This window comes from Novosphingobium sp. BL-S-34 (assembly GCF_056857015.1).
This window is the reverse complement of record NZ_CM166472.1, coordinates 695,886-721,100: the sequence shown is the minus strand read 5'-3', so window position 1 is coordinate 721,100 and position 25,215 is coordinate 695,886. Positions and strand designations below refer to the sequence as shown.

Sequence of the window (25,215 nt, the reverse complement as noted above, 5' to 3'; positions counted from 1 at the left end):
TCGTGACTTCGGCCGGCGGTCTAGCGGAGCCAGGGGCCCAGCATGCCTTCGCGCGGCAGGACGGCGGGATTCTCGCAGCGGACCAGCAGGCGGTGACGCTCGAACGGGCCGGGGAGGTTCCAGCCCTGCGTCCATTCGTTGGAATAGCCCCAGAACCGGCCGTAATACTCGGGATCGCCGACCATGACCTGCGGCAGGGGTGCCCGCGAGTCGATGCCTGCCATCGCCGCCGACATCAGCGCCTGGCCATAACCCTGGCCCTGGTGGCCGGGCATGACGGCGACCGGGCCGACCATGATCATGGGATGGGCGCGGCCCTCGGCATCGTTGAGCGCGACCGGCCAGCACTGGATCGTGCCGACCAGCATCTCCTCGCCATCGAGCGCTGCGAAGCTGAGGCCGGGAAGCCAGTCCACCCCTTCGCGCACCTTGTAGGCGGTGCGGCGGTGACGCTCCGGTTCGAACGCGCTGTCGAGCAGGGACTCGACGAGAACGGGATCGACATTGTCGAGCGGGATGAGCGTGGCAGCATCGGACATGGCGCGCGCCACTAGGTGCGGCGCGCGCATTTGTCGATTCAATTCGGCGGCGGTCGGATGGCTGCCAGACCCTTTGCCAAGCCGTTTGCCCGTCTGCTGCAAGGTTCCTGGTGAGTCAGGACTTCGGCGTCAGCTTCAGCAGATGGCCCGAAGCGCCGGCCGGTCCGTCTTCCAGCAGCCAGATCGTGCCGTCTCCGCCCTGTTCGATTTCGCGGATGCGGTTTTCCATGGGGTAGCGGGCTTCCTCGGTCGCCTTCTCGCCCTTGATGCTGACACGCACCAGGCCGGGCAGGGTGAACGAGGTGATCAGCACCTGGCCTTTCCACTGCGGGAACAGCGGGCCCTTGTAGAAGATGAAGTCGCCGGGCGCGATGACCGGGTTCCAGCTGATGGCCGGAGCGGCGAGGTCCGGCCGGGTGGAATGGCGCGGGATCGGCTTGCCGTCGTAATGGTCGCCGTCCGAAACGAGTGGCCAGCCGTAGTTCTGTCCGGGCTTCACGAGGTTCAGCTCGTCGCCGCCGGCCGGGCCGTGCTCCAGATCCCAGAGCCGGCCCTGGTCGTCGAAGGCGAGGCCCAGCACGTTGCGGTGGCCATAGGACCAGATCTGGTTGGTCGGCGCGGGTTTGTCGGCCCACGGGTTGCCCGGCGCGGGCGTGCCGTCGGGCAGGAGGCGGACGATCTTGCCGAGATTGGTGCCGAGGTCCTGCGCGGGCGTGAATTTCTGCCGCTCGCCCGAGCTGACGAACAGATACTTGCCATCGGGCGAGAAGGCCAGGCGGTGCGAATAATGCCCGCGCCCGGTCACTTTGGGCACCTGCCGCCAGATCACCGAGAGACCCTCGATCGAACAGGTGGCCGGCGCTGGGCAGGAGAGGGTGCCGCGGCCCACCGCGGCGCCGCGCGTATCGCCTTCGCCCGCTTCGGCCCAGCTCAGATAGATCACGCGGCCGTCGAGCGAGGCGCCCTTCTGGTCCGGCGCGAAGATCACGTCGCCAAGGCCGCCCTGGCCGCCGTAATCGACTTTCGGGGCGCCCGAGACGGCGCCGAGCGTGCCGTCCGCGAGGCGCAGCTTGATCGTGCCCTTCTTCTCGGTGACGATCATCGCGCCGGTTGCCTTGTCGATCGCCATGGCCCAGGGTTCGTCGAAGCTGGCGACCTGTTCGGTCTTGAAGGAGATTTCTTCGGAAGCGCTGGCCGAGGCCTTATCCCCCGTGGCCGCCGCTCCGCAGCTTGCGAGCGCGAAAGCGACGGGCGATACCGCCGCAAGGAAGGATCTGGAGTTCACCGGCTTGGTCATGTCGACTGCATCCCTGTCTGTCATCGTGCCCGGCACGGGTGCCAACCGCCTCGTCATCGGGGTCGATGAAGCGGGGCGAGGGCCTCTGGCCGGCCCGGTTGTGGCGGGCGCGGTGGTGCTGTGCAAGCCCCGACCCTCGGGGCTGGACGATTCCAAGAAGCTCTCCGGCAAACGCCGGGGCGAGCTGGAAGCCACGATCAAGCGCCGCTGCCGCTGGGCCGTGGGCGTGGTGGACGTCGAAGAGATCGACCGTCTCAACATCTTCGGCGCGACGATGCTGGCCATGACCCGGGCCGTATCCGCACTCTGCGCCGCGCTGGACGAAGAGCCGCACGAGGTGCTGATCGACGGCAATCTCACCCCGGCGGGCCGCACGGCGGACTGGCGCTGGCAGGCGCGCGCCATCGTTGGCGGTGACGCGATCGAACCCTGCATTTCGGCCGCCTCGATCATCGCCAAGGAGCACCGCGACCGCATGATGCGCACCCTGGCCGAAGCACATCCGCACTATGGGTGGGAACGCAATGCCGGCTACGGCACCGCGCAGCACCTGGAAGCCCTGCGCAAGCACGGCCCGACCCCGCACCACCGGCGCAGCTTCTCTCCCGTCGCCCAGCTGGAGATGGCGCTTTGAAGGGTTTCACCGCCGCCTCGGTCGCCGGGCAGGCGGGCAAGTGCTTCCTTGTCACCGGGGCCAATACCGGGCTGGGCTTCCACGCCACCCGAGTGCTCGCAGCTCATGGCGCGCGGGTGCTGATGGCCTGTCGCAACGAGGAAAAGGCGCGGCTGGCCATGGAACACATCCGCATGGACGTGCCGGGCGCCAATCTCGCCTTCGTGCCGCTCGATCAGGCGGACCTGTTCAGCGTGCGCGAATGTGCGGAGCAGGTCGCCCGCGACGAACCGCGGCTCGACGTGCTGGTGAACAATGCCGGCGTCATGGTCCCGCCGCTCGAAAGGACGGTGCAGGGCCACGAACTGCAATTCGGCGTGAACCATCTGGCGCCTTTCGCGCTGACCGGGCTGCTCCTGCCGAAGCTGGCCGAGACGCCCGGCGGGCGCGTGGTCATCACGGCCAGCCTGGCGCATGGACGCGGCCGGATCGACTGGGACGATCTCGACGCGCGGCACAGCTACAAGGCGCGGCAGCGGTATGGAGACAGCAAGCTCGCCAACCTGCTGCACATGTTCGAGCTGGACCGCCGCCTGCGCGCCGCAGGATCGCCGGTGAGCGCCTATGCCTGCCATCCGGGCATCGCCTCGACCGATCTAGGCCGGCACTCGCTGGCATTCCGGGCGCTGTTCCCGATCGCGGGCGCCGTCCTCAACACGGCCGAAGAGGGGGCGTGGCCGACGCTCCAGGCGGCAACCGATCCCGCCGCCGAACCGGGGCAATATTACGGACCGCAGCGCTTCGGCGGCATGTCCGGGCCTTCCGGCATCGCCCGCCGCAATGCTGCCGCACGCGATCCGCAGGCAGCGCGCCGGCTTTGGGAAGTGAGCGTGCAGATGACCGGGATCGACTGCGGCCTGGCGGGGCTCTGACTCTTCCGGCGCAATAAAAATTGCCCTGAGTCCGTCGAGTCACAACCCCCATATCTAGAGTCTGCCGAGTCGATCATGACTCGACATCTTGTGTCGGATTCGTTTTGTTCCATTTGCTGAACATCTGAATCGCAAGGGATTCCGCCGAGTCGCGGCTTGACGGCGAGTCCCGGAAGACTCACTAGGGAGTCAATCCACAGTTCAAATTTCCCGGAGCATACATGGGCCAGCTACTCGTCAAGCAGAAGATCCGCGCGCGCGCACCGGCGCCGACGCCGAAGGAACTTCTGCCCCTTGGCCAGATCATCCCGGGTGACTGCATCGAGGCGATGCGCTCCATTCCCGACGCCAGCGTCGACATGGTCTTCGCCGATCCCCCGTACAATCTCCAGCTCGGCGGCGACCTTTCACGTCCGGACGGCAGCCATGTGGATGCCGTCACCAACGACTGGGACAAGTTCTCCAGCTTCGCCGTCTACGACCAGTTCACGCGTGACTGGCTGACCGAGGCCCGCCGCGTGCTCAAGCCCGAGGGCTCGCTGTGGGTGATCGGTTCGTACCACAACATCTTCCGCCTCGGCGCGATCATGCAGGACATGGGGTTCTGGATCCTCAACGACATCGTCTGGCGCAAGGCCAACCCGATGCCGAACTTCAAGGGCACCCGCTTCACCAATGCGCACGAGACGCTGATCTGGGCCTCGATGGGCGAGAAGTCGAAGTACACCTTCAACTACCGCGCGATGAAGACGCTCAACGACGAATTGCAGATGCGTTCGGACTGGGTCCTGCCGATCTGCAACGGCGCCGAGCGCCTGAAGAAGGGCGGCCGCAAGGTTCACCCGACGCAGAAGCCGGAAGCACTGCTTTACCGCGTGATGCTGGCCACCACCAATGCGGGCGATGTCGTGCTCGATCCGTTCTTCGGCACCGGCACCACGGGGGCCGTCGCCAAGCGTCTCGGCCGCGAGTGGATCGGCTGCGAGCGCGAAGGCGACTACCGCGAGGCCGCTCTGGAACGCATCGAGATGGCGCTGCCGCTCGACGAATCGACGCTCAAGACCATGCAGTCCAAGCGCAGCGCGCCGAAGGTGGCGTTCGGCACGCTGATCGAAACCGGCTGGATCGCTCCCGGCACCCGGCTTACCGACAAGAAGGGCCGTTTCGAAGCCCTGGTCCGTGCCGACGGTTCGCTGGTGAGCGGCGCGCTGAACGGTTCGATCCACGGCGTGGGCAAGGAACTGCAAGGCGCGCCCTCCTGCAATGGCTGGACGTACTGGCACCTCGAGCACGAAGGCCAGATCAAGCCGATCGACGCGATCCGCCAGCTCTATCTGCTCGCCACCGAACCATGAGGACTTCGGCCGCGCAACTGGCCGAGACCTATCGCCCGATTAGCCAGAGGTAATCGGGCAACCTGTAAATCCTGTTCTGCGCCGGGCGCCACCGGGCTAAGGGGCGGTCATGACCCGAACCGTTTACATTCGCCCGATCGCCCTTGCCGACAGCCCCCAGAGCGAGGAGGGCGATGCGATCCGTCTCGGCGGGTCGATGGCATGGGCCAGCCGTTTCGCGCTGATCGTGCGGGAAAACGGCCAGGTGCTCTCGCGCAGGCGCTTCGGCGCGGCAGAGGCGGGTGAGGCGCTGGCGGCGCTTCCGGCCGATCTTGGCGCCGCAGCCGAACTCCAGTGGTCGAACTTGCGCAAGGTCCATGCAACGCTGATCTGCGGGGCCCGCTCGATTCGGCTGGAGCAGCCCCAGATCGCGGGCATCCTCAACATCACTCCCGACAGCTTTTCCGATGGCGGTGCCTTCCTCGACGATGCGCAGATCGCCGCCGACCATGCTGCCGCCATGCTGGAATCCGGCGCGGCGATGATCGACATCGGCGGCGAATCGACGCGGCCGGGTGCGGCTGCGGTCTGGGAAGGCGATGAGCTGAAGCGCGTCGTGCCGATGGTGGAGCGGCTGGCGGCGATGGGCGCGGCGATCAGCGTCGATACGCGCCGCCCGGCAGTGATGGAAGCGACGCTGCAGGCCGGCGCTCACATCATCAACGACGTCTCCGCCTTGCGCCACGATCCGCGCAGCCTCGAATTCGCGGCCGCCTCGGGCGCGCCGGTGGTGCTCATGCATGCGCCGGGCGATGGGGACGATCTTCACGCGGACGGCCGCTACGACGATGTCGTGCTCGACGTGTTCGACTGGCTGGGCGCCTGCCGCGACAAGGCCGTGGCGGCCGGGATCGCCCCTGAGAAGATCCTGCTCGATCCCGGCATCGGCTTCGGCAAGACGCTTACCGAGAACCTTCAGCTCATGAACGGCCTGGCCCTGTTCCATGGGCTTGGCCATCCGCTGTTCGTGGGGGCCAGCCGCAAGCGCATGATCGGTGCGCTCTCGAACGAGGCGCCCGCGCACCAGCGGCTCGGTGGTTCGGTCACGCTGGCGCTGAAGGCGATGGACGCGGGTTCGCACATTGTCCGCGTCCATGACGTGGCGGAAACCGTCCAGGCCGCCCGCGTCTGGCGGGGGCTGCGCGATGCCGCTCTCACCGACTTCGCGCAGATGGCGTGACGGTTCAGATCGCCAGGTAGCCGCCGTCGACCGGATAGTACGTGCCGGTCACGAAGGAGGCCCGCTCGGACAGCAGGAAACTGGTGACCATGGCGATCTCCTCCGGCCGTGCCAGGCGGTTGAGCGCGTGCTTGCCGGCCAGACCGGCCATTTCCTGTTCGGTCATGGTCTTTTCCAGCGCCGGCGTGGAGACGAACCCCGGCCCCACCGCGTTGATGCGCAGCCCGGCATCGGCATAGTCGAGCGCCGCCACCTTGGTCATGCCCAGCAAGGCATGCTTGGAGGTGACATAGGCCGCGGAGCCAGCCCAGCCCACCGCGCCCAGGATGGAGGCCATATTGACGATGGAGCCGCCGCCGCGCGCGACCATGGCCGGGATCTGGTATTTCATGGCGTAGAACACGCTGTTGAGGTCCACATCGATCACCCGCGACCAGGAATCGAGCGGAATATCCGCCAGCTTCGTGGAGGGCGCGCCGATCCCGGCGTTGTTCACGGCGAAGTCCAGCCGGTCGAACGTCCCGAGAGCGAAGGCGACCAGCGCCTCGTTGGCAGCGGGATCGGCCACATCGAGCCGGAAGACGGCCGTGCTTTCCGGCCCCAGTTCCTGCGAGAGCGCGCGCGCCGCTTCCTCATCGAAATCGGCGATCACCACGCGGCCGCCCTGGTTCACCAGTTCGCGCGCAACGGCGGCACCGATGCCGGAAGCTGCACCCGTCACGATTCCGGCCTTGTCCTTGAAATCCATCATCTTCGTCTCCTCGGTCACCGGCTCAACGCGGCAGCGGCGGCCGGGTTCTCGCTATGCCGGATGACCTTTTTGCAAAGCGCGGCGCGTGAACCGGCAGCCGGAGATGCCTGAAAACGGCGACAAATCTGGCGGCCAGATGAACGGCGCCTTGCTCCGCGATGAACCGGCCTGCGGCGGAGTGTGAACCCGTGAACGCAAGCACCAATGCGTCCCGGCAGCGGCCCGTTTCGTCCCAAGGGCGGGAGGAAAACGGCGGGTACGCTCGTTGCACTTCCAAACGCAGGCAATGGAGCCCGCGTCGTCAAGCGAAAGGGAACCTTCCCATGAAGCAGACCAACAACACCCGCACCATCCGCCCCACCAAGGCTCTCGTTGCGCTCGTCGCCGTTCCGGCGCTTGTCGTTCCGGCCGTGGCCATGGCCGTGCAGCCGATGATGTACGAGAAGCAGGTCGCCCGCCACGAAGAGTCGCTGGTGATCCAGAATCCGATCGGCGGCGTCCAGAACAGCAAGTGGTACGACTACCGCATCAATGTGAACGAGAGCCAGAAGGAGCTCACCAGCGACTTGCGCCGTGCCACCGACATCGAGGACCAGCGCGATGCCTGGGAGGAATACGGCACCGAGCTGCACAAGGAACGCGGCAAGTACGTGAGCTATATGAGCAAGCGCGGGTATCGCGTGCCGCAGGTCTACTTCGAGAACCTGTAACTTCGCTCCATCGAAACCGGAATGCCGGCGCGCCCGAGGCTCGCCGGCATTTTCGCGTGGGCATCAGCCCGGCATCGGCGTCGGTTTCCCCGCAGCCTCAGGCCGCGTTGTCGATCCCGAGTTCGCCCAGCTTGCGATAGAGCGTCGAGCGCCCGATGCCCAGCCGCCGCGCCACTTCGGTCATGCGTCCGCGATAGAGGCCGATGGCGAGGCGGATGACGTCGGCCTCGATCTCGTCCAGCGGGCGCAAGTTGCCGTCAGGCGTGTAGAGCATGACGCCCGAGCTTTCCTGCATCGGGTTGCCGGACGCCGTGGCCGGACCGGAGCCGAGGATGTTCAGGAGCTGGGGGAAATCCTCGGAAGTCAGCGCGTCGCCGTCGCAGAAGACCGCGGCGCGGAACAGCACGGCCTGGAGCTGGCGGACATTGCCCGGCCAATCGTAGGCGGCCAGCAGGGAAAGCGCGCCGTCCGTTATGCCGAGTTCGCGCAGACCCGGTTGCTCGCCGATGCGGGCCAGGAAGAAGCGGGCGAGGGCGGGGATATCGCCCGTCCTTTCGCGCAGCGGCGGCAGGCTGACCTTGGTGGGCGAAAGCGCTTCCAGCAGTTCGGGCAGGAAGTGGCCTTCAGTCACCAGGTCTTGAAGCGGGAGGTTGCTGGCGGCGATCAGGCGCGCATCGATGCGGAAGGAATGGCGCGCGCCGATGGGGCGCACGTCGCTCTTGCGGATCGATTCGAGCAGGCGCTCCTGCACCGAGAGCGGCAGGCGGTCCACTTCGTCGAGCGCCAGGGTGGCGCCGTCGCAGTGCTGCAGGGCGCCGATCTGGCGATCGAAAGCGCCGGGGAAAGCGCCCTTTTCGTGCCCGAACAGGGCGGATTCGATGGAGTTTGCAGGCAGGCCGCCAACGTTGACGATCCGCAGCGGAGACTTGGCGCGCGGGCTGGCCGCATGCATCGCGCGGATCAGCATTTCCTTGCCGGAACCGGTCTCGCCCTCGATCAGTACCGGGCCGTGCCCGCGTGCGGCCTTGGCAGCGACGGCCAGGGCCTTGCGGAAGTTCGGTGCGGCCCCGATCATCGATTCGAAATCGGGGTTGGAGGGCATTTTCTCGGTCAGCGGGGCAAGTTCGTCACGCGGCGCTTCGCGGGTCGTGGCGGAGCGGAGCGCATGCATGAGACGGTCCGGCGCGACCGGCTTGACGAGATAGTCTGCCGCTCCGGCGCGCATCGCTTCCACGGCGAGGAGCGGCGAGGTGCTGGCCGTCAGCATCAGGATCGGCAGGGCGGGGCGGCGGGACTTTAGCTCGGCGATCAGGGCGCAGGCATCGTCGCCGGGCACCCATTGGTCCAGGATGATCGCGGAAAGCTGCATGCCCTGGCGGGTGCCGAGTGTCGCGATGGCGGTCTCGGAATCGCGGGCGATCACCGTGCGCCAGCCCTCCCGCGCCGCGAGCGCCGAGATCAGACGGCTCTGCGCCGGCTCATCGTCGATGAGCATGAGGAGGCGTTGTTCCTGTTCCGCCATGATAATGCCCGCGCGTGTCGCCTCCCTGGTGTTACGATCCGGATCTAGAAGATACCGGTAAAGACGAAATTAAGGCTCCGCTCGTTTCATCGAAAAGACGGTCCGTGCAAAGTTTGCCGTGCCGCGCTTCGAAAGCGCAGGTTCGGCATCGAACTTGAGCATGCCCGGCGCTTCTTGATCAATGCAAGACATCGCCGCTTCGCACTTGAGCGCAAGGGCCGTCAACGCTAAATATCCCGGATCAAACAGCAATAATCACAGAGGATTCCGTTTCATGGCTTCAGGCAAGGACATCAAGGCGGCGACCGAAACCTACAACGGCTTCGTCAAGGTCACGGCCTGGAGCACGGGCATCATCGTCGTTATCGTGGCTTTCGTCGTCAGCCTGATCGCTCGGTAATCCGTGGCGCAAGGCACGCGGATCGCCGTCCTACGGGAGCGCGCATCCGGCGAGACGCGGGTTTCGGCCACGCCGGAAACGGTTCGCAAGCTTGTCGGGCTGGGCGCGGCGCTGGCCGTCGAGAGCGGGGCCGGGCTCGGGGCAAGCATCGCCGATGCGGATTATAAGGCTGCCGGCGCCGAACTGGGATCGGCCGAGCAGGTTCTGGCGGGCGCAGACATCGTTCTGGGGGTTCAGGGACCGGATCCCGCCCTGCTGGGGCCGGTTGCGCCCGGCGCCTGGGTGGTGGCGGCGCTCGATCCCTTCGTGCAGCGCCAGCGCGTGACGGACTACGGCGCGGCCGGGCTGGAGGCTCTGGCGATGGAGTTCATGCCCCGCATCACGCGGGCGCAATCGATGGACATCCTGTCCTCGCAGTCCAATCTCGCCGGATACAAAGCCGTTCTGGTGGCCGCCAACCTCTATGGCCGCGCTTTCCCGATGATGATGACCGCGGCCGGCACCGTGAGCGCCGCCAAGGCTTTCGTCATGGGCGTGGGCGTGGCCGGTCTCCAGGCGATCGCCACCGCGCGGCGCCTGGGCGCGCAAGTCTCCGCGACGGACGTGCGGGCGGCAACACGGGAGCAGATCCTCTCGCTGGGCGCCAAGCCGATCTTCGTGGAGACCGTCGGCGGCATCGAAGGCGAAGGCTCGGGCGGCTATGCCACGGAGATGAGCGCGGAATACCAGCAGGCGCAGGCCGCGCTGGTATCCAGCCATCTGGCCAAGCAGGATATCGTCGTGACCACGGCGCTGATTCCCGGCCGCGCCGCACCCCGCCTGATCTCCGACGCGCAGATCGCCACGATGAAACCGGGAAGCGTGATCTTCGATCTCGCGGCTCCGCAGGGCGGCAATGTCGAGGGCTGCGTTCCCGATCAGGTGGTGGAGCGGCACGGCGTCAGGATCGTCGGCTATTCCAACACGCCCGCGCAGCTTCCCGCCGACGCTTCGGCGCTCTTCGCGCGCAACCTGTTCAATTTCCTCTCGGCATTCTGGGACAAGGATCTGGGCAAGCCCGTGCTGGACGAGGAAATCGGCAATGCGATCCGCCTGACGCAGGGTGGCAAAGTGGTCCACGAGCGGCTGCTCGGATGAGAAGCGCGCCGGAAGGGCGCTGAAAAGGGGCTAGCGAGTTCATGGACTTCGTCTCGATCCTGTCGATCTTCGTGCTGGCCTGCTTCGTGGGCTACTACGTCGTCTGGTCGGTAACGCCGGCCCTGCATACGCCGCTCATGGCGGTGACCAATGCGATTTCCTCGGTGATTATCGTCGGCGCGCTGGTGGCGAGCGCGGCACAGGGATCGCCCCTGGCGAAATGGCTCGGGCTGGGGGCCGTGGTGCTGGCCAGCGTCAACATCTTCGGGGGCTTTGCCGTCACCGAGCGGATGCTGGCAATGTACCGCAAGAAGGACAAGCCGGCCGCCAAGGCGAAGCAGGCTCCCCCGTCCCCGCAGGCGGGAGGCGAGCGCTAATGGAGGCCCATGCCTTGAACCCCTGGGTCGCCGGCGCCTACCTCGTTGCGGGCATCTGCTTCATCCTCGCCTTGCGCGGGCTATCGTCTCCCTCCACCAGCCGCGCGGGCAATCGCTACGGCATGCTGGGCATGGCCATCGCCGTGGCCACCACGCTGCTGACGCACGAGATCGCCAGCCTGCCGGAGATCCTGGGCGCGATTGCCATCGGCGGCGGCATCGGCTTCGTGATCGCGCGCAGGATCCAGATGACGGCGATGCCGCAGCTTGTCGCGGCGTTTCACTCGCTGGTCGGCCTGGCTGCCGTGCTTGTCGGCATCGCGGCCTATTACAATCCCGCCGCTTTCGGCATTCTCGCAGCGGGCGGCCTGGACATCCTGAAGGGAAGCCGGATCGAGATGGGGCTGGGCGTCGCCATCGGTGCGGTGACGTTCTCGGGCTCGGTGATCGCCTTCGCCAAGCTCAACGGCAACATGAGCGGCGCGCCGATCCTGATACCGGGCCGGCACGTCATCAACCTTGCGGCGCTGGTGGCCATCGTCGTGCTCGTCGGTCTGTTCCACTGGAACACGCCCGCGCTGTTCTGGGCGATCGTGCTCCTCAGCTTTGCCATCGGCTTCCTGCTCATCATCCCGATCGGCGGAGCGGACATGCCGGTGGTGGTGTCCATGCTCAATTCCTATTCGGGCTGGGCCGCCGCGGCGATGGGCTTCACGCTGCACAACACCGCCATGATCATCACCGGTGCGCTCGTGGGTTCCTCGGGTGCGATCCTGAGCTACATCATGTGCAAGGCGATGAACCGCAGCTTCATCTCGGTGATCGCCGGAGGCTTCGGCGCCGAGGCCGGCGCAGGCGGCGGCGCTGCCGTATCGGACCGGCCGTGGAAGCGCGGCTCGGCCGAAGATGCCGCCTTCCTGATGAAGGAAGCCGAGAACGTCATCATCATCCCGGGCTACGGCATGGCGGTGGCCCAGGCCCAGCATGTCCTTCGCGAGATGGCGGACCGGCTCAAGGCGCACGGCGTCGGCGTGAAATACGCGATCCATCCGGTCGCGGGCCGCATGCCCGGCCACATGAACGTGCTGCTGGCGGAAGCCAACGTTCCTTATGACGAAGTCTTCGAACTGGAGGACATCAACGGCGAATTCGCCCAGTGCGACGTCGCCTTCATCATCGGCGCGAACGACGTGGTGAACCCCGCCGCCAAGACCGACAAAAGCTCGCCGATCTATGGCATGCCGGTCTTCGATGTAGAGAAGGCCAAGACCATCTTCTTCATCAAGAGATCGATGGGCGGGCAGGGCTATGCCGGGGTGGACAACGAGGTGTTCTACATGGACCAGACCATGATGCTCCTGGCGGATGCCAAGAAGATGGTCGAGGACATCGTGAAAGCGCTGGCGGACTGATCGCGGCGCCCTATAGGGCGCTGCCATGTTGCGCTTCCTCAAGTCTGCCCTTCTGCTCGTCGGCCTGGTCGCCGTGCTCTCTTTCGGCGTCCACCTCTATGCCGGCTGGCGCCTGCGCACGGCCCTTGTGGAGGCCGGGATGTCGGACCGCGTGGCCACCTGCATGTCGAAGCGCATGGTGAAGCGGCTGGGCATCCTGCAGCTGATCAAGCTGCAGAAACTGGAAGGCGACAAGAAAACGCCGGGAGCCTGGGTTCGCGGCGTGAAAGCCGTGAACGACAGCCAGGCCATTCTCGTGACCACTTCCTCGGCGGCCTTGTGCAAGACGGGTCTTGCTCGCTAGTAGGGCGCCGAGAGCAAGCCTGCTTTCGGGAAAGACTTCAGCTTGACCCTTGCACCTTACGCCTCCGATCCGGCTCGCTCGCGCGGCCGCGAGTTCCCCGTGGACACCGGTCTGCCGCGCGGACAGCGCAGCCCCTACCAGCGTGACCGCGACCGGATCGTGCATTCGATCGCTTTCCGCCGCTTGCGCTACAAGACCCAGGTGTTCATCGCGCCCGATGGCGACCACTACCGCGTGCGCCTGACGCACAGCCTGGAAGTGGCGCAAGTCGCCCGCGTGATCGCCCGGATCCTCGGCCTCGACGAAGACCTTACCGAAGCCCTCGCCCTCGCGCATGATATCGGCCACCCGCCTTTCGGCCACGCCGGAGAGGAAGCGCTCGACGCCGCGCTCCACAAGGCGGGCGGCTTCGATCACAATGCCAATTGCCTGCGCACCCTGATGCGGATCGAGAGCCCTTATTGCGAGCATGACGGGCTGAACCTGACCTGGGAAACGCTGGAGGGCCTCGCCAAGCATAATGGACCGGTGTCCGAGCCGAACTGGGCGCTGGCGGAACTGGACGCGGCCTATGGCCTGGAACTGGGCACTTATGCCTCGCTCGAAGCTCAGGTCGCGGCGCTGTCCGACGACATCGCCTACGACAACCACGACATCGACGACGGCCTGCGCGCGGGTTTTCTCGATCTCGACGAACTGCTCGCCCATCCTTTCATCGTGCCGCGCTGGGCCGACGTGGAACGCCGCTATCCCGGTGTTCCGCGCGATCGCCAGCTCGCCGAACTGATCCGAAGCCAGATCGGCTTCATGGTCAACGACCTGCTGGACGAGACGCAGAAGCGGCTGGTCGGCATCGATAGCATCGATCAGGTGCGCTCTGCCGGTCGCCAACTGGTGGCCTTCTCGCCCGAGGTCGAGGAGGGGGAGCGGCAGTTCAAGCGCTTCATGTACGAGAAGCTCTACTACCATCCCGAGCAACTCGAAACGGCGCGTCGTGCGCGGGCGCTGCTGGCGGAGCTTTACTCGGCCTATTCGCAGGAGCCGGTGCTGATGGAGGAAAGCTGGATCGACGGCTTGCCCCGCCACGAACCGGCCCGCAGCCGCCACATCGCCGATTACATCGCCGGCATGACGGACCGCTACGCCATCTCCTGCCACGCCCAGATCTATGGCAGCACCCCGGAAGGGCTGCGCAATGTCTGATACGATCGTGGCCGCGCGGCGTCTCTGCCTCGTCGGCGCGAGTGGTCTGGTCGGGGCTGCGGTGATCGAGGAAAGCATCCGGCGTCCGGATGTCCGCATCATCGGCGTCGCGCGGCGCGAAGTGCCTTTGCCGGCGGGCGCGCGGCTGGAAATCCTGGTCGGCGGCACCGGCGAGTGGCCGACGCTGATCGAGGCCGCGCATGGCGACGTTCTCGTCTGCGCTCTGGGCACCACGCGCAAGGCGGCCGGCAGCGACGAGGCGTTTCGGGCGGTCGACCATGACCTCGTGCTGGAGACGGCTCGAGCAGCCCGCGCGGCCGGGATCGACAGGATGATCCTGGTCTCCTCCGTGGGTGCCGACGCCGAAAGCACCAACCTCTACTTGCGCACGAAAGGCGAAGTGGAAAAGGCCCTGGGCGAATTGGGCTTCGCGCGGCTCGATATCCTGCGGCCCGGCCTGTTGCGCGGGCGGCGGATCGAGGATCGTCCGCTGGAAATGGCGGGGCAGGTGATCGCTCCCCTGGCAGATCTGCTGGTTTTCCATGCCAGGCTGCGCCGGTTCCGCTCCATCGCGGCCGTGCGCCTCGCGCAGGTCATCCTCGCGCTGAGCGGCGAGGAGGCACCTGGAATTTTCGTTCATGAGCACGATTCCATGGCGGCGGTCCTGCGCTGAAGGCCCCACCGTCGGCCTCGCGGCTATCGGTGGAAATTATGATGCGCCGCAGCGCGATTGCGTTGACTTGGACGCGGCGCTCAATCAAGTGACGAGGTATCGCTGACAGCGCGGGAGAGACCTGCTGATTCGCACATGCGGAAACATGCAGGCGCCGAAGGAGCAACCGCCCCGGAATCTCTCAGGCAAAAGGACCGCGCAGCGTCGATAGCGAGACTCTGGAAAGTGTCTCATCCCTTGGGATGAGGCCGCCGACGGTGTAACTTTGGTCAAGCCTGTTGGTTGGCCAAGGGAAGCTCTCAGGTTTCCGTGACAGAGGGGGCACCTGGAATGGTGTACCGAACTGTGCGGAGTCATGTCTTGAGCGAATATCCGATTACCGATTCCGATCAGGAAGAAGCCCCCCTCGAACCGATGCTGCTGCCGCTCAATGGCTGGCACCGCGATCAGGGCGGCCGCATGGTCGAGTTCGCCGGCTACATGATGCCTGTGCAGTACGACGTCGCAGGGGGAGGCATCATGGCCGAACACCTCTGGACGCGTGAAAACGCCGGCCTGTTCGACGTCAGCCACATGGGCCAGCTGCTGGTCACCGGCGAGGAAGACGCGCAGACCGATATCGAGCCTGCGCTGGAAGCTGCGCTGCCGATCGACCTCTCGACCCTGAAGCTGGGCGCGGTGCGCTACTCGCTGCTGCTGGACGAGAACGGCGGCATCCTCGACGACCTGATGGTCTCGCGCTGGCCGGGCGGTTTCTACATCGTCGTCAACGGCGCCACCAAGTGGGACGATATCGGCACGCTGCGCGAATATCTGCCGGACGACGTCACGCTCAACCACCTTGACGACCGCGCGCTGCTGGCGTTGCAAGGCCCCAAGGCTTTCGCTGCGCTGGAACGCGTGGCCGAGGGCGAATACCCGCTGTCGGCGCTGACGTTCATGAAAGGCGGCCGCTTCACGCTGGGCGGTGTCGATGCCTGGATCAGCCGTTCGGGCTACACCGGCGAGGACGGTTTCGAAATCTCGATCCCCGGCGAAGCTGCTGCCACCGTGGCGGACCTGCTGCTGGCCCAGCCCGAAGTGAAGCCGATCGGCCTTGGCGCGCGCGATTCCCTGCGCCTCGAAGCCGGTCTGCCGCTCTATGGCCATGACATGGACCCCGAGCGCGGCCCAGTCGAGGCCGGTCTTGCTTTCGGCGTCAACAAGCGCCGCCGCCTCGAAGGCGGCTTCCCCGGCGCGGACCGCGTGCAGCGCGACTTTGCCGAAGGCACCGCACAGAAGCGCGTCGGGCTGAAGCTCGAAGGTCGTCAGGCCGCGCGAGAAGGCGCCAAGGTCTTCCATGGCGAACAGGAAGTGGGCGTAGTGACCTCGGGCGGCTTCTCGCCCTCGCTCCAGCACCCCATCGCCATGGCCTATGTCGACGCCTCCGTGGCGGCGGACGGCACGGCTCTTTCCATCGAAATACGGGGCAAGAAGCTCGACGCCATCGTCGCAGCCATGCCCTTCGTCCCCAACCGCTATCACCGCTGAGGATACCTACCCATGACCCGTTATTTCTCGCAGGAACACGAGTGGATCGAAATCGAGGGCGACCTCGGCACCGTGGGCATCACCGACTATGCGCAGGGCCAGCTTGGCGACATCACCTTCGTCGACCTGCCCGAAGCCGGCGCCACGTTCGGCAAGGGCGATTCGGTTGCGGTCGTCGATTCGGTGAAGGCCGCTTCGGACGTCTACACCCCGGTTTCCGGCGCGATCGCCGAAGCCAATGGCGCGCTCGCCGATGAGCCCGAACTGGTCAATACCCAGGCCGAAACCGGCGGCTGGCTGTTCCGCATCACTCTTTCGGACGCTTCCGAACTCGGCGCGCTGATGGATGAGGCTGCTTACAAGCAGTACGTCGAAAGCCTCTGATTTACCGATAGAATTCACGGAGTATCGCCGCTTGCGCTACCTGCCCCTGACTCCCGCCGATCGTGCCGAGATGCTCGGCGTCATCGGTGCCGACACGGTCGACGACCTCTTCGTCGACGTGCCCGCCGAGGCCCGCCTTTCCGGTCCCATCGCGGGGCTGCCGCTCCACGCCAGCGAAATGGCGGTGGAACGGCACATGTCCGCGCTTGCGGCCAAGAACCTCTCGGCCGGAACGGCGCCGTTCTTTATCGGCGCTGGCGCTTATCGCCATCACGTTCCGGCCTCGGTCGATCACCTGATCCAGCGCGGCGAGTTCCTGACCGCCTACACGCCCTACCAGCCGGAAATCGCGCAGGGCACGCTGCAGGTGCTGTTCGAGTTCCAGACGCAGGTCGCGCGCCTGTTCGGCACCGACATCGCCAACGCATCGATGTACGACGGCTCGACTGCCTGCTGGGAAGCGATCCTGATGGCCAGCCGCATCACCCGCAAGACCCGCGCCGTGCTGTCGAGCGGTCTGCACCCGCACTACGCCGAAGTGGTGCGCACGATGGCCAAGTTCACCGAAGACGATATCGTCTCGTTGAAGGCCGAACTGGTGGCCGAGGCTGACGACGCCGCCGTGATCGCGTCGATCGACGACAAGACCTCCTGCGTCGTCGTCCAGTATCCGGACGTGATGGGCCGCATCCCCGACCTCGCCGCAATTGCTGAAGCCGCGCACGCCAAGGGCGCGCTGCTCATCGCGGTCGTCACCGAGCCGGTGGCGCTGGGCATGATCGAGGCGCCGGGCGCGCTGGGTGCCGATATCGTCGTGGGCGAAGGCCAGTCGATCGGCGTCGGCCTCCAGTTCGGCGGGCCTTACTTGGGCCTGTTCGGCTGCCGCGAGAAGTTCGTGCGCCAGATGCCGGGCCGCCTCTGCGGCCAGACGGTGGACGCCGAAGGCAAGCGTGGCTTCGTGCTGACGCTCTCCACGCGCGAACAACATATCCGCCGCGAGAAGGCGACCAGCAATATCTGCACGAATTCAGGGCTTTGTGCGCTTGCTTTCAGCATTCACCTGACCTTGTTGGGCGGTGAAGGCCTGGCCCAGCTCGCCGCCGTGAACCACGATAAGGCGCAGGCAATGATCGAGCGTCTGGCCAAGGTGCCGGGCGTGACCGTGCTGAACGACGCCTACTTCAACGAAGCAACGCTGGTCCTTACCCGCGACGCCCGCGAAGTGGTTCGCGAACTGGCAGATCGCAAGGTTCTGGGCGGCGTCTCGCTCGGCCGCCTGTTCCCCGAGGACAGCGATCTGCACAAGGGCCTGCTGGTGACGGCGACCGAGACCGTGACTGACGAGGACATCGAAGTGTTTGCCCGTGAACTTGAAGGAGTGCTGGCATGAACGCGGTAAACGCAAGCGGCTGGCGCCCGAGCATGGGTGAAGCTGGCGAAGGCACCCCCTTCAAGACCGCCTCGGGCGATTATGGCCTGATGCTGGAAGAAGCGCTCAGCTTCGAACTCGGTTCGTCCGAGAAGTGCGGCGTCGATCTCGACACGCCCAGCCGTCCGGCGGCGGCCGGCCTGTCGAAGTTCCTGCGCAAGTCGGCTCCGGCGCTGCCCGGCCTGACCGAGCCGGAAACCGTGCGCCATTACACCCGCCTGTCGCGCCAGAACTACGCGATCGACCTCGGGCCGTTCCCGCTCGGTTCGTGCACGATGAAGCACAACCCGCGCCTGAACGAGAAGATGGCCCGCCTGCCGGGCTTTGCCGACGTTCACCCGCTCCAGCCGCAGAAGACGGTCGAGGGCGCGCTGGAAGTGATCGAGCAGCTGGCCGACTGGCTGATCACGCTGACCGGCATGGCCTCTGTGGCGATGAGCCCGAAGGCCGGTGCGCACGGCGAGCTTTGCGGCTTGCTCTGCATCCGCGCCGCGCTCGACGCGCGCGGTGAGAAGCGCGACGTGGTGCTGGTGCCCGAAAGCGCCCACGGCACCAACCCGGCGACCGCCGCTTTCGCGGGCTTCAAGGTTCAGTCGATCCCGGCGACCCCGGAAGGCCGCGTCGATGTAGAGGCGCTGAAGGCCAAGCTGGGCCCGAACGTCGCTGGCGTGATGATCACCAACCCGAACACTTGCGGGCTGTTCGAGCCGGAGATGAAGGCGATCGGTGACGCGGTTCACGCGGCCGGCGGCTACGTCTATTGCGACGGCGCCAACTTCAACGCCATCGTCGGCAAGGTGCGCCCCGGCGACCTCGGCGTCGATGCCATGCACATCAACCTGCACAAGACCTTCTCCACCCCGCACGGCGGCGGCGGTCCCGGTGCCGGCCCGGTCGTGCTGTCCGAAGCGCTGGCGCCCTTCGCGCCGCTGCCCTTCGTCAGCCGCGGTGAAGACGGCCGCGTCCACCTCGTCGAGGAGGAAAACGCGGGCGAGGGCCATGCGCAGGCATTCGGCCGCATGGTCGCCTTCCACGGCCAGATGGGCATGTTCACCCGCGCGCTGACCTACATCCTCAGCCACGGCGCGGACGGTCTGCGCCAGGTGGCCGAAGACGCGGTGCTCAACGCCAACTACGTCCTGCGTTCGTGCGAGGATCTGCTGCCGGCACCGTTCGCCAAGAGCGGTCCGTGCATGCACGAGGCGCTGTTCAGCGATGCGGGTCTGGCCGAGGGCTTCTCCACGCTGGACATCGCCAAGGGCCTGATCGACGAGGGCTTCCACCCGATGACGGTCTACTTCCCCCTGGTGGTGAAGGGCGCGATGCTGGTCGAGCCGACCGAGACGGAAAGCAAGGCCGGTCTCGATCGCTTCATCGGTTCGCTGCGCAGCCTGGCCCAGCGCGCCAAGGATGGCGACCAGAGCCTCCACAGCGCCCCGCACTTCGCACCGCGTCGCCGCCTTGACGAAACGCTCGCGGCGCGCAAGCCTGTGCTCGTATGGCAGGGCGCCCCGGGTGAGCCGGGCACGCCTTCGCTGAGCGAAATCGGGGGTAGCTGAGACTATGGGGGGAAACGGATATGCGGCCTGGCTGCCGCTGCTGATTTTCGCAGCAGTGATGGCCTGGCGTTTTCGCAGCCTTGAAAAGGCGCGGCCGCTCCGTCTCCCCCTTCTCTGGATTGCGCCGCTGATCGTCGGAGCGACCGTCAGTCTGGCGCTCTATGGCATGCCGCCGGGGGCGCTGGGCTGGATGGCCCTGGCCGCCGGCTTCGCCATCGGCGGCGGGATCGGCATGCAGCGTTCGCGCCTCATGCGGCTCCATGTCGAGGGTGAGGGGGACGAGGCCCGGGTGATGATGCGCCAGTCGCCCTTGGCGCTGGTGCTGATTCTGGTCGTCTTCGCCTTGCGGCGGATGATCTTGCCGGGCGGAATGGCGATCGGGGCGGGCCATCCGGCTGCCAATGCCCTGCTGATGACCGATGCCATGCTCGGCTTCGTGCTGGGGATGGTGGTGATCAGCCGCATGATCCTGTGGCAGAGGGCGCGCGCCATGGTGGCGAACCACATCTCGGACAGCTGATCTTCAAGGGAAAAGCTTGTGGCGCGAAGCGGCAGACCGTTTCGCGCCACGTTACCTTCGGAGACCTCAGGTCGCGCGGTCAACCGCGTTTGCGGCAGACTCGATGTCCTGGCCGACGCCGCGAACGGTATTGCAGGCCGCCGCACTGAGCACGAGGCCCGAAACTGCAAGCGCCAGAACCGCTTTCCTGATCATGATTGCTTGACCCTTCAACGAACAATGTCCGAGGCGGATGCCTCGCGCTGTCGCTAATCCATCTTCCGATGGAGAGAAAGGGGCTCGCGGTCAGGTCAGCAGGCTATCCGCCGCGCCGATACGGCGTTGCGCCGCATCGGAGCAGCGGTGCTGGACGCCTCAGGCGAATTACTTGTTGATGGCGTCGTCGCCGGCCTGGCCGACCGATTCAACGTCCTTGCCCGCGCCCTTCACGGTGTTGCAGGCTGCGGCGGAGAAGACGATGCTTCCGGCGACCAGCGCGAGAACGAGATTCTTGACCATGTGAGGTTCCTTTCTACGCAATCCCGATCATTCAAGCGGGAACGTTGGAGGCAACTCTCGGTGAAGCCGCCGGTTCCCGGAGGCTAGCGCGAAGGCAGCACGGATTCTTCGATCGCGCTTTCATCCAGGGCGGAAGTCGGAGAGATCCGCTTGCTCAGGACATGCTCCCGCCAGGTGATGACGAGCCCGGCAGCGATGATCAGCGGGGCGCCGAACCAGATCGAAGGCGGCGGTGCGTCGCCGAAAACGGTGTATCCGTAAGTGGTTGCCCAAATGAGGGCGGTGTAGTCCATGACCACCACGGTGGCGACCGCGCCGTGGCGCAGCGCCGCGGTGATGAGCAGTTGCGCCAGGGTTCCGGTAACCCCCACGGCGACAAGCAGCAGCCATATCTGGGGTTCGTGAGCGCGACCGTAGAAGGGGAGCAGCACGGCGGCGAAGAGCGAACCGAAGAAGGCGAACCAGAACACGCAGGCGATGGGTTCTTCGGTCCGGGCAAGGTCGCGGATCTGGAAGCTCACCACGGCGACGATGACGCCGGCGCCCAGTCCGGCGGCCAGCCCCACCAGTGGCAGGTCCTGCACCGGGGCATCGGGCCGGGTGATGACAAGCACCCCGAGGAAGCCCAGGACCACCGCAAGCCAGCGCCAGGGTCCGACTTTGTCGCGCACGACCAGCGCAGTGATGAGCACGGCGAAGAGCGGCGCGGTGAAGCCCAGGGTCGTGCCCACCGGCAACGGCAGCAGCATGGCTGCGGTGACGTTGCAGACCAGGCCGAGCGTGCCTGTCGTCGCGCGGGCGGCGTGAGTGCCGAGCCGCCGTGTCCGCAACATCGGCAGGCGGCCCGTCATCAACAGTCCTCCGGCGATGAGGGGCACGGCCATGGCCTGGCGCCAGAACACCATCTCCGCTGCGGAGACCCCGCTGCGCCCTGCCAGCTTGACCAGCATGAACATCGTCGAGAGCATCACCATCGCCATCAGGCGCAGGGTGATGGCAAGCATCGGGCGGTCGGGCCGGGATGTTTTCGATGATGTGCGGGCGGCGTTCACCGCCAGGGCTTTAACTTGGCGGCGGAAGGAGGCAAGGGCGGGCCATGAACGATTCCGATAAGATCATGGCCGTGATCGGCGGCCTGGCGGTTGCCCTGGCGGCCGTGGCCTGGCTGGGCGACCGCCGCCGCATGAAGCGCCGCGACCTCGACCGGGTGGGCTTCATGCCCTGGACGCCCGTGTTCTTTTTCGCCCTCATGGCAGCGGTACTGCTGCTGGGGGTGGTCGGGAAGGATCTGTTCAGGGGTTAGAGGCAGGCTTCGAGATAGGCCTGGTCGAAGCCGAACTGGCGTGCTTTTTCCAGGGTGTAGGGGCGCAGGCCGGAGCTGCGGAATTCGCCGATGATCTTGCCGTCGTCGGTCTCGTCCAGATATTCGAACTTGAAGAGTTCCTGGGTGACGATGACATCGCCCTCCATGCCGATCACTTCGGTGATGTTGGTGGTGCGGCGCGAACCGTCGCGCAGGCGCTTCACCTGCACGATGAGGTCCACCGATTCGGCGATCTGGCGGCTGATCGCTTCCTTGGGGATCTTGATGTCGCCCATCAGGATCATGTTTTCCATACGGCCCAGGCACTCGCGCGGGCTATTGGCGTGAAGCGTGCACATCGAGCCATCGTGGCCGGTGTTCATCGCGGCCAGCAGGTCGAAGCATTCCGCGCCGCGGATTTCGCCCAGGATGATGCGGTCGGGACGCATGCGCAGTGCGTTCTTGACGAGATCGCCGATGGTGATGGCGCCCTGGCCTTCGAGGTTCGGCGGGCGGGTTTCCAGCGGCAGCCAGTGCGGCTGCTGCAGGCGCAGTTCGGCGGCGTCCTCGATGGTGAGCACGCGCTCGCCGGGGTCGATCATCTTGGACAGCGCGTTGAGCATCGTCGTCTTGCCGGACCCGGTACCGCCCGAGATCACGACGTTCATCCGGCAGGCTCCGGCGATCTTCAGCGTGGTCGCCATCTTCTCGCTCATCGAACCGAAGTCCTTGAGCATGTCGATGGTGATCGGCTTCTCCGAGAATTTACGAATCGAGATGGCGGTGCCGCGCAGTGAAAGTGGCGGCACGATCACGTTGACGCGGCTGCCGTCCTTGAGGCGGGCGTCGGCCAGCGGCGTGGTCTGGTCGACGCGGCGGCCGACCTGGTTGACGATGCGCTGGGCGATCTGAAACAAGTGCTGCTCGTCGCGGAACTTGGTCGTCGCGAGCTGGAGCTTGCCCTTCTTTTCGATGTAGGTCTGGTTCGGACCGTTGACCATGATGTCCGAGACGTCGGGATCGTTCAGCAGCTCTTCCAGCGGGCCGAAGCCCAGCAGCTCATCGATCAGGACCTTCTCCAGCGCGAACTGCTCGCGGCGGTTGAAGGTGATCTTGAGCTCGGCGAGGACTTCAATGATGATCGGGCGGAATTCCTCGGACAGTTCGTCCTTGGTCAGGGTCGCGGCGGCTTCGGGGTCCACGCGCTCCAGCAGGCGCGGCAAGACCTGCTCCTTGATCTTGTGGATCGATGCCTCGAAGCCGCTCTGCTCGGACTGGCCATCATGCACGGCATTGGCGCGGTCCGCGAGACGCGACATCGCATCGTCGCGGGAGTTTTGCGGCGCAGTCGTCCCGGAGCCGGCGGGCAGGGGGAAGGGATCACTGGAAGGCTGGGCGGCCCCGGCCGTAGTCTCGGCGCCAACCTTCAGCGGCTTGGCCACGCCGAACGCAGGCCTTGCGCCCTGGCCCAGTCCGCCGATGCCGTTGCGACGCCCGAATGCAGTCATGTTTTCGTCAACCCTTTCAGCGCCGGCACACCCTGCCGCATGGCGATGTCCTGCGATTGAGCGCAGGATTAAGGTTGAAACTTTGATAACTTCCTAATGGTGGCTGGAGTTCAACCATATTGCGGTGCACCGGCTCTTCAGGTCCAAAGGTGCCGCAAGTTGGCAGTTCAAAGCGGTCAGGGCGGTTTCCGGAAAGTGCTGATTAGCTATGCGTTAACTACGCTTGCAATAGATAGCCGGGCGAAAGATCGGCCGGGGCAGGTCAGGTCGAATGAACGTTGGCTTGTGGGGTGCCGATGGGTAAGTTTACTTTATTGCGTAGTTTCTCGTTCAGTTTTACTTTCTGGTGGATTTGCATTCCGAACATCGGTGCAATTGCCATGTGGCCGATTGGCGGGCCGCAGATGGCATTCCCGATGGCTGTCTGTGGTGTCGCTGCCGTCGCGATTTGCCATTCTGAAAACGTTTGGATCAGGCGAGCAGGTATTGTTTTCTGCTTTTTGACTAGCGTGATGATGTACATCGCAATCTCGTTCAATCTGAACCCAACGACGGTCGTTGCTTCCGTTGAGTTTGCAAGAGAACTCGATCTTCGGCAATCACCCGAATATCTAATGGCCGTGGGAACCATATTGGTAGCAATGGTGCTTGCGATCAAATTTGCGCCGCAAGTTCCAAAGCTCTCGACGCTGGATCACAAGATCATGGCTTTGGCTACGGTGGCGCTTCTGATCCTTGTCGATGGTGCCGCTACTGCTGGAGCACGAGGGTCGTATAAGATGACCGCCCCAGCGGATGCACCGATCGACTCCGCCATGATCCGGAATGAATTAACGCCGAGCACAGTTAGCGCGCGGAATCTTGTCGTCATTCTTGTTGAGTCCTTGGGGCAGCCCAACAACCCCCATGATCAGGCTTTGTTCGATAAAGCCTGGGGTAAAGCGCGTTGGTCCAGCCGATATGAAGTCACTGGCGGTACAAGCGCTTATTATGGTTCAACAACAAATGCAGAATTACGGGAGTGGTGCTCAGTCTGGAAGGACTTCGAGAGCTTCGACTTCGATAATGCGCATTGTCTGCCGGCGCAGTTCAAGGACGCGGGTTTTCACACGACCTCGATTCACACTTTCACTGGAGACTTTTTTGAGAGGCAAACCTGGCATCCAAAACTGGGGTTTCAGGATCAGCTTTTCATGCCCGAGTTACTGGGACTCGATGCCCATAAATGCGGGGGTGTTTTCCCAGGTGCCTGCGATACCGACATACCAAGTATAATCGGGGACAAGTTGCGTTCGTTACCTGACCAAAGGAACCTAATCTACTGGCTTACATTAAACAGTCATTTGCCAGTGGCGGAAGATAGTGACGCTCATACCGACAACTGTAGGCTTGCCGATCAGAATTGGAATGAGCAGTTTCCCATGCTCTGTCGTTCCTACTTGCTCCAGCAGCGACTTGCCGATTCTATCATGAAGGAAGTTATGAGGCGTGATTTCCCGGAAGCCGATATTCTCATTGTCGGGGATCACATGCCACCATTCTTCCAGCGAGCTCTTAGAAATCGCTACGATGCAGAACATGTTCCTTGGATCATGCTTCGCAACCGACGAGCATTGGATCGATCACGACAGGGGGCTGCCCTTTAAGAATATTGTTTCATCTTCAAATCAAAAAAAAGGCCGCCTCGGCTGAGGCGGCCTTTTTTTTATTTTTTTTATTTTTGCCGACTAGCGTGAGAGATCAGCCGACGTGCTCGGCGAGTACGGTCAGGCCTTTGTCGCCCACTTCGGCGAAGCCGCCGGTGATGCGGATTTCTTCCGGAGTGGCGTTCTCGGTCCGGTAGACCTTGAGCGCGCCGTCGGCGATCGTCGACATGAAGGGCGCGTGGCCCTCCAGCACGCCGAACTCGCCTTCGGTGCCGGGGACGACCACCATGTGGACGTCTTCCGAGCGGACGAGCTTGGCCGGCGTGACGAGTTCGAAGTGCAGAGCCATGATCGA

At 65.1% G+C, this 25,215-nt stretch carries 29 protein-coding genes and 2 riboswitches; of the genes, 19 read left to right on the top strand and 10 right to left on the bottom strand.

Annotation, left to right across the window (positions count from 1 at the left end; translation table 11 throughout):
* Nucleotides 1-20 precede the first annotated feature (20 nt).
* Nucleotides 21-539: a GNAT family N-acetyltransferase gene (locus AC1VV3_RS03395; protein WP_132263069.1), complete on the bottom strand. Its 519-nt coding sequence runs from the start codon at nt 537-539 to the stop codon at nt 21-23.
* 115 nt (nt 540-654) lie between these two features.
* Nucleotides 655-1,836, bottom strand: a complete 1,182-nt coding sequence (locus AC1VV3_RS03390) for a PQQ-dependent sugar dehydrogenase (protein WP_431567022.1) — start codon at nt 1,834-1,836, stop codon at nt 655-657.
* Here AC1VV3_RS03390 and AC1VV3_RS03385 point away from each other — a divergent pair.
* From AC1VV3_RS03385 to folP, 4 genes are all read left to right on the top strand, one after another.
* Nucleotides 1,835-2,470 (top strand): ribonuclease HII, encoded by a 636-nt coding sequence (locus AC1VV3_RS03385; protein ID WP_431567021.1) that lies wholly within the window; start codon nt 1,835-1,837, stop codon nt 2,468-2,470. The genes AC1VV3_RS03390 and AC1VV3_RS03385 overlap by 2 nt on opposite strands.
* A complete protein-coding gene (locus AC1VV3_RS03380; RefSeq protein ID WP_431567020.1) occupies nt 2,467-3,381 on the top strand; it encodes an oxidoreductase in 915 nt (304 codons plus the stop codon). The genes AC1VV3_RS03385 and AC1VV3_RS03380 overlap by 4 nt, the downstream gene beginning before the upstream one ends.
* A gap of 221 nt (nt 3,382-3,602) precedes the next feature.
* Entirely contained in the window at nt 3,603-4,736 is a 1,134-nt protein-coding gene (locus AC1VV3_RS03375; RefSeq protein WP_132263061.1) for a site-specific DNA-methyltransferase, read from the top strand.
* Nucleotides 4,737-4,845: 109 nt separating this feature from the next.
* Nucleotides 4,846-5,955 (top strand): dihydropteroate synthase, encoded by a 1,110-nt coding sequence (gene folP, locus AC1VV3_RS03370; protein ID WP_431567019.1) that lies wholly within the window; start codon nt 4,846-4,848, stop codon nt 5,953-5,955.
* Nucleotides 5,956-5,959: 4 nt separating this feature from the next.
* Here the strand turns inward: folP and AC1VV3_RS03365 are convergent, their stop codons facing one another.
* The gene (locus AC1VV3_RS03365; RefSeq protein ID WP_132264131.1) at nt 5,960-6,706 is read right to left on the bottom strand and encodes an SDR family NAD(P)-dependent oxidoreductase; all 747 of its coding nucleotides are present in this window, start codon (nt 6,704-6,706) and stop codon (nt 5,960-5,962) included.
* Nucleotides 6,707-7,029: 323 nt separating this feature from the next.
* Between AC1VV3_RS03365 and AC1VV3_RS03360 the strand changes: the two genes are divergently transcribed.
* Nucleotides 7,030-7,416 carry a hypothetical protein gene (locus AC1VV3_RS03360; RefSeq protein WP_243654071.1) on the top strand — a complete coding sequence of 129 codons (387 nt, stop codon included), beginning with the start codon at nt 7,030-7,032 and terminating at the stop codon, nt 7,414-7,416.
* Between the two features lie 97 nt (nt 7,417-7,513).
* On the opposite strand, the gene AC1VV3_RS03355 is transcribed toward AC1VV3_RS03360, so the two are convergent.
* Both AC1VV3_RS03355 and AC1VV3_RS03350 read right to left on the bottom strand, forming a co-directional pair.
* Nucleotides 7,514-8,938 (bottom strand): sigma-54-dependent transcriptional regulator, encoded by a 1,425-nt coding sequence (locus AC1VV3_RS03355; RefSeq protein ID WP_314465516.1) that lies wholly within the window; start codon nt 8,936-8,938, stop codon nt 7,514-7,516.
* Between the two features lie 69 nt (nt 8,939-9,007).
* Entirely contained in the window at nt 9,008-9,190 is a 183-nt protein-coding gene (locus AC1VV3_RS03350) for a hypothetical protein (RefSeq protein WP_132263055.1), read from the bottom strand.
* Nucleotides 9,191-9,212: 22 nt separating this feature from the next.
* Here AC1VV3_RS03350 and AC1VV3_RS03345 point away from each other — a divergent pair, with 22 nt between their 5' ends.
* The 12 genes from AC1VV3_RS03345 to AC1VV3_RS03290 all read left to right on the top strand — a co-directional run bounded on the left by AC1VV3_RS03345 (nt 9,213) and on the right by AC1VV3_RS03290 (nt 19,905).
* Nucleotides 9,213-9,338 carry an aa3-type cytochrome c oxidase subunit IV gene (locus AC1VV3_RS03345; RefSeq protein WP_132263053.1) on the top strand — a complete coding sequence of 42 codons (126 nt, stop codon included), beginning with the start codon at nt 9,213-9,215 and terminating at the stop codon, nt 9,336-9,338.
* Nucleotides 9,339-9,341: 3 nt separating this feature from the next.
* Nucleotides 9,342-10,475 carry an NAD(P) transhydrogenase subunit alpha gene (locus tag AC1VV3_RS03340; RefSeq protein ID WP_431567018.1) on the top strand — a complete coding sequence of 378 codons (1,134 nt, stop codon included), beginning with the start codon at nt 9,342-9,344 and terminating at the stop codon, nt 10,473-10,475.
* Nucleotides 10,476-10,516: 41 nt separating this feature from the next.
* Nucleotides 10,517-10,852 (top strand): proton-translocating transhydrogenase family protein, encoded by a 336-nt coding sequence (locus AC1VV3_RS03335; protein ID WP_314465512.1) that lies wholly within the window; start codon nt 10,517-10,519, stop codon nt 10,850-10,852.
* Nucleotides 10,852-12,264, top strand: coding sequence for an NAD(P)(+) transhydrogenase (Re/Si-specific) subunit beta (locus AC1VV3_RS03330; protein ID WP_132263047.1), 1,413 nt, complete (start codon nt 10,852-10,854; stop codon nt 12,262-12,264). Before AC1VV3_RS03335 ends, AC1VV3_RS03330 begins: the two co-directional genes overlap by 1 nt.
* Nucleotides 12,265-12,289: 25 nt before the next feature.
* A complete protein-coding gene (locus tag AC1VV3_RS03325; protein ID WP_132263045.1) occupies nt 12,290-12,607 on the top strand; it encodes a hypothetical protein in 318 nt (105 codons plus the stop codon).
* Nucleotides 12,608-12,649: 42 nt separating this feature from the next.
* Entirely contained in the window at nt 12,650-13,810 is a 1,161-nt protein-coding gene (locus AC1VV3_RS03320) for a deoxyguanosinetriphosphate triphosphohydrolase (protein WP_132263043.1), read from the top strand.
* Complete coding sequence (locus AC1VV3_RS03315) at nt 13,803-14,483, top strand: NAD(P)H-binding protein (RefSeq protein WP_314465503.1); 681 nt, start codon at nt 13,803-13,805, stop codon at nt 14,481-14,483. Before AC1VV3_RS03320 ends, AC1VV3_RS03315 begins: the two co-directional genes overlap by 8 nt.
* 101 nt (nt 14,484-14,584) lie before the next feature.
* Nucleotides 14,585-14,690: riboswitch (glycine riboswitch) on the top strand.
* A 1-nt stretch (nt 14,691) separates the two neighbouring features.
* Nucleotides 14,692-14,809, top strand: a riboswitch (glycine riboswitch).
* A 34-nt stretch (nt 14,810-14,843) separates the two neighbouring features.
* Nucleotides 14,844-16,013, top strand: coding sequence for a glycine cleavage system aminomethyltransferase GcvT (gene gcvT / locus AC1VV3_RS03310; protein WP_431567016.1), 1,170 nt, complete (start codon nt 14,844-14,846; stop codon nt 16,011-16,013).
* Between the two features lie 12 nt (nt 16,014-16,025).
* The gene (gene gcvH / locus AC1VV3_RS03305) at nt 16,026-16,397 is read left to right on the top strand and encodes a glycine cleavage system protein GcvH (protein WP_431567015.1); all 372 of its coding nucleotides are present in this window, start codon (nt 16,026-16,028) and stop codon (nt 16,395-16,397) included.
* A gap of 31 nt (nt 16,398-16,428) precedes the next feature.
* Nucleotides 16,429-17,787 carry an aminomethyl-transferring glycine dehydrogenase subunit GcvPA gene (gcvPA, locus tag AC1VV3_RS03300; RefSeq protein ID WP_431567014.1) on the top strand — a complete coding sequence of 453 codons (1,359 nt, stop codon included), beginning with the start codon at nt 16,429-16,431 and terminating at the stop codon, nt 17,785-17,787.
* Nucleotides 17,784-19,385, top strand: coding sequence for an aminomethyl-transferring glycine dehydrogenase subunit GcvPB (gcvPB, locus tag AC1VV3_RS03295; protein WP_431567013.1), 1,602 nt, complete (start codon nt 17,784-17,786; stop codon nt 19,383-19,385). Before gcvPA ends, gcvPB begins: the two co-directional genes overlap by 4 nt.
* 4 nt (nt 19,386-19,389) lie before the next feature.
* On the top strand, nt 19,390-19,905 hold the full coding sequence (locus AC1VV3_RS03290) for a CcdC protein domain-containing protein (RefSeq protein WP_132263032.1): 516 nt from the start codon (nt 19,390-19,392) through the stop codon (nt 19,903-19,905).
* 66 nt (nt 19,906-19,971) lie between these two features.
* Here the strand turns inward: AC1VV3_RS03290 and AC1VV3_RS03285 are convergent, their stop codons facing one another.
* The 3 genes from AC1VV3_RS03285 to AC1VV3_RS03275 all read right to left on the bottom strand — a co-directional run bounded on the left by AC1VV3_RS03285 (nt 19,972) and on the right by AC1VV3_RS03275 (nt 21,407).
* The gene (locus tag AC1VV3_RS03285) at nt 19,972-20,100 is read right to left on the bottom strand and encodes a hypothetical protein (protein ID WP_431567012.1); all 129 of its coding nucleotides are present in this window, start codon (nt 20,098-20,100) and stop codon (nt 19,972-19,974) included.
* A gap of 168 nt (nt 20,101-20,268) precedes the next feature.
* A complete protein-coding gene (locus tag AC1VV3_RS03280; RefSeq protein ID WP_132263029.1) occupies nt 20,269-20,403 on the bottom strand; it encodes an entericidin A/B family lipoprotein in 135 nt (44 codons plus the stop codon).
* Nucleotides 20,404-20,486: 83 nt separating this feature from the next.
* On the bottom strand, nt 20,487-21,407 hold the full coding sequence (locus AC1VV3_RS03275; RefSeq protein WP_431567011.1) for a DMT family transporter: 921 nt from the start codon (nt 21,405-21,407) through the stop codon (nt 20,487-20,489).
* 92 nt (nt 21,408-21,499) lie between these two features.
* On the opposite strand from AC1VV3_RS03275, the gene AC1VV3_RS03270 reads away from it, so the two are divergent.
* Nucleotides 21,500-21,706, top strand: a complete 207-nt coding sequence (locus AC1VV3_RS03270) for a hypothetical protein (protein ID WP_132263025.1) — start codon at nt 21,500-21,502, stop codon at nt 21,704-21,706.
* Here the strand turns inward: AC1VV3_RS03270 and AC1VV3_RS03265 are convergent.
* Nucleotides 21,703-23,214 carry a TadA family conjugal transfer-associated ATPase gene (locus AC1VV3_RS03265; protein ID WP_431567010.1) on the bottom strand — a complete coding sequence of 504 codons (1,512 nt, stop codon included), beginning with the start codon at nt 23,212-23,214 and terminating at the stop codon, nt 21,703-21,705. The two genes, AC1VV3_RS03270 and AC1VV3_RS03265, sit on opposite strands and share 4 nt — an antisense overlap.
* 296 nt (nt 23,215-23,510) lie before the next feature.
* Between AC1VV3_RS03265 and AC1VV3_RS03260 the strand changes: the two genes are divergently transcribed.
* Entirely contained in the window at nt 23,511-24,860 is a 1,350-nt protein-coding gene (locus AC1VV3_RS03260; RefSeq protein ID WP_431567009.1) for a sulfatase-like hydrolase/transferase, read from the top strand.
* A 94-nt stretch (nt 24,861-24,954) separates the two neighbouring features.
* Here AC1VV3_RS03260 and AC1VV3_RS03255 read toward each other — a convergent pair whose 3' ends face one another.
* Complete coding sequence (locus AC1VV3_RS03255; protein ID WP_132263020.1) at nt 24,955-25,209, bottom strand: ATP synthase F1 subunit epsilon; 255 nt, start codon at nt 25,207-25,209, stop codon at nt 24,955-24,957.
* Nucleotides 25,210-25,215: the final 6 nt, after the last annotated feature.

Excerpts from the sequence above, each read along its gene's own strand:
- folP (WP_431567019.1), top strand. The coding sequence starts at position 4,846 with ATGACCCGAACCGTTTACATTCGCCCGATCGCCCTTGCCGACAGCCCC.
- gcvH (WP_431567015.1), top strand. The coding sequence starts at position 16,026 with ATGACCCGTTATTTCTCGCAGGAACACGAGTGGATCGAAATCGAGGGC.
- AC1VV3_RS03275 (WP_431567011.1), bottom strand. The coding sequence starts at position 21,407 with ATGCTTGCCATCACCCTGCGCCTGATGGCGATGGTGATGCTCTCGACG.
- AC1VV3_RS03255 (WP_132263020.1), bottom strand. The coding sequence starts at position 25,209 with ATGGCTCTGCACTTCGAACTCGTCACGCCGGCCAAGCTCGTCCGCTCG.
- AC1VV3_RS03375 (WP_132263061.1), top strand. The coding sequence starts at position 3,603 with ATGGGCCAGCTACTCGTCAAGCAGAAGATCCGCGCGCGCGCACCGGCG.
- AC1VV3_RS03395 (WP_132263069.1), bottom strand. The coding sequence starts at position 539 with ATGTCCGATGCTGCCACGCTCATCCCGCTCGACAATGTCGATCCCGTT.
- AC1VV3_RS03285 (WP_431567012.1), bottom strand. The coding sequence starts at position 20,100 with ATGATCAGGAAAGCGGTTCTGGCGCTTGCAGTTTCGGGCCTCGTGCTC.
- AC1VV3_RS03390 (WP_431567022.1), bottom strand. The coding sequence starts at position 1,836 with ATGACCAAGCCGGTGAACTCCAGATCCTTCCTTGCGGCGGTATCGCCC.
- AC1VV3_RS03360 (WP_243654071.1), top strand. The coding sequence starts at position 7,030 with ATGAAGCAGACCAACAACACCCGCACCATCCGCCCCACCAAGGCTCTC.
- AC1VV3_RS03265 (WP_431567010.1), bottom strand. The coding sequence starts at position 23,214 with ATGACTGCATTCGGGCGTCGCAACGGCATCGGCGGACTGGGCCAGGGC.
- AC1VV3_RS03355 (WP_314465516.1), bottom strand. The coding sequence starts at position 8,938 with ATGGCGGAACAGGAACAACGCCTCCTCATGCTCATCGACGATGAGCCG.
- AC1VV3_RS03365 (WP_132264131.1), bottom strand. The coding sequence starts at position 6,706 with ATGATGGATTTCAAGGACAAGGCCGGAATCGTGACGGGTGCAGCTTCC.
- gcvPB (WP_431567013.1), top strand. The coding sequence starts at position 17,784 with ATGAACGCGGTAAACGCAAGCGGCTGGCGCCCGAGCATGGGTGAAGCT.
- AC1VV3_RS03280 (WP_132263029.1), bottom strand. The coding sequence starts at position 20,403 with ATGGTCAAGAATCTCGTTCTCGCGCTGGTCGCCGGAAGCATCGTCTTC.
- AC1VV3_RS03290 (WP_132263032.1), top strand. The coding sequence starts at position 19,390 with ATGGGGGGAAACGGATATGCGGCCTGGCTGCCGCTGCTGATTTTCGCA.
- AC1VV3_RS03315 (WP_314465503.1), top strand. The coding sequence starts at position 13,803 with ATGTCTGATACGATCGTGGCCGCGCGGCGTCTCTGCCTCGTCGGCGCG.
- AC1VV3_RS03330 (WP_132263047.1), top strand. The coding sequence starts at position 10,852 with ATGGAGGCCCATGCCTTGAACCCCTGGGTCGCCGGCGCCTACCTCGTT.
- AC1VV3_RS03260 (WP_431567009.1), top strand. The coding sequence starts at position 23,511 with ATGGGTAAGTTTACTTTATTGCGTAGTTTCTCGTTCAGTTTTACTTTC.
- AC1VV3_RS03385 (WP_431567021.1), top strand. The coding sequence starts at position 1,835 with ATGTCGACTGCATCCCTGTCTGTCATCGTGCCCGGCACGGGTGCCAAC.
- AC1VV3_RS03325 (WP_132263045.1), top strand. The coding sequence starts at position 12,290 with ATGTTGCGCTTCCTCAAGTCTGCCCTTCTGCTCGTCGGCCTGGTCGCC.
- AC1VV3_RS03270 (WP_132263025.1), top strand. The coding sequence starts at position 21,500 with ATGAACGATTCCGATAAGATCATGGCCGTGATCGGCGGCCTGGCGGTT.
- AC1VV3_RS03345 (WP_132263053.1), top strand. The coding sequence starts at position 9,213 with ATGGCTTCAGGCAAGGACATCAAGGCGGCGACCGAAACCTACAACGGC.
- AC1VV3_RS03335 (WP_314465512.1), top strand. The coding sequence starts at position 10,517 with ATGGACTTCGTCTCGATCCTGTCGATCTTCGTGCTGGCCTGCTTCGTG.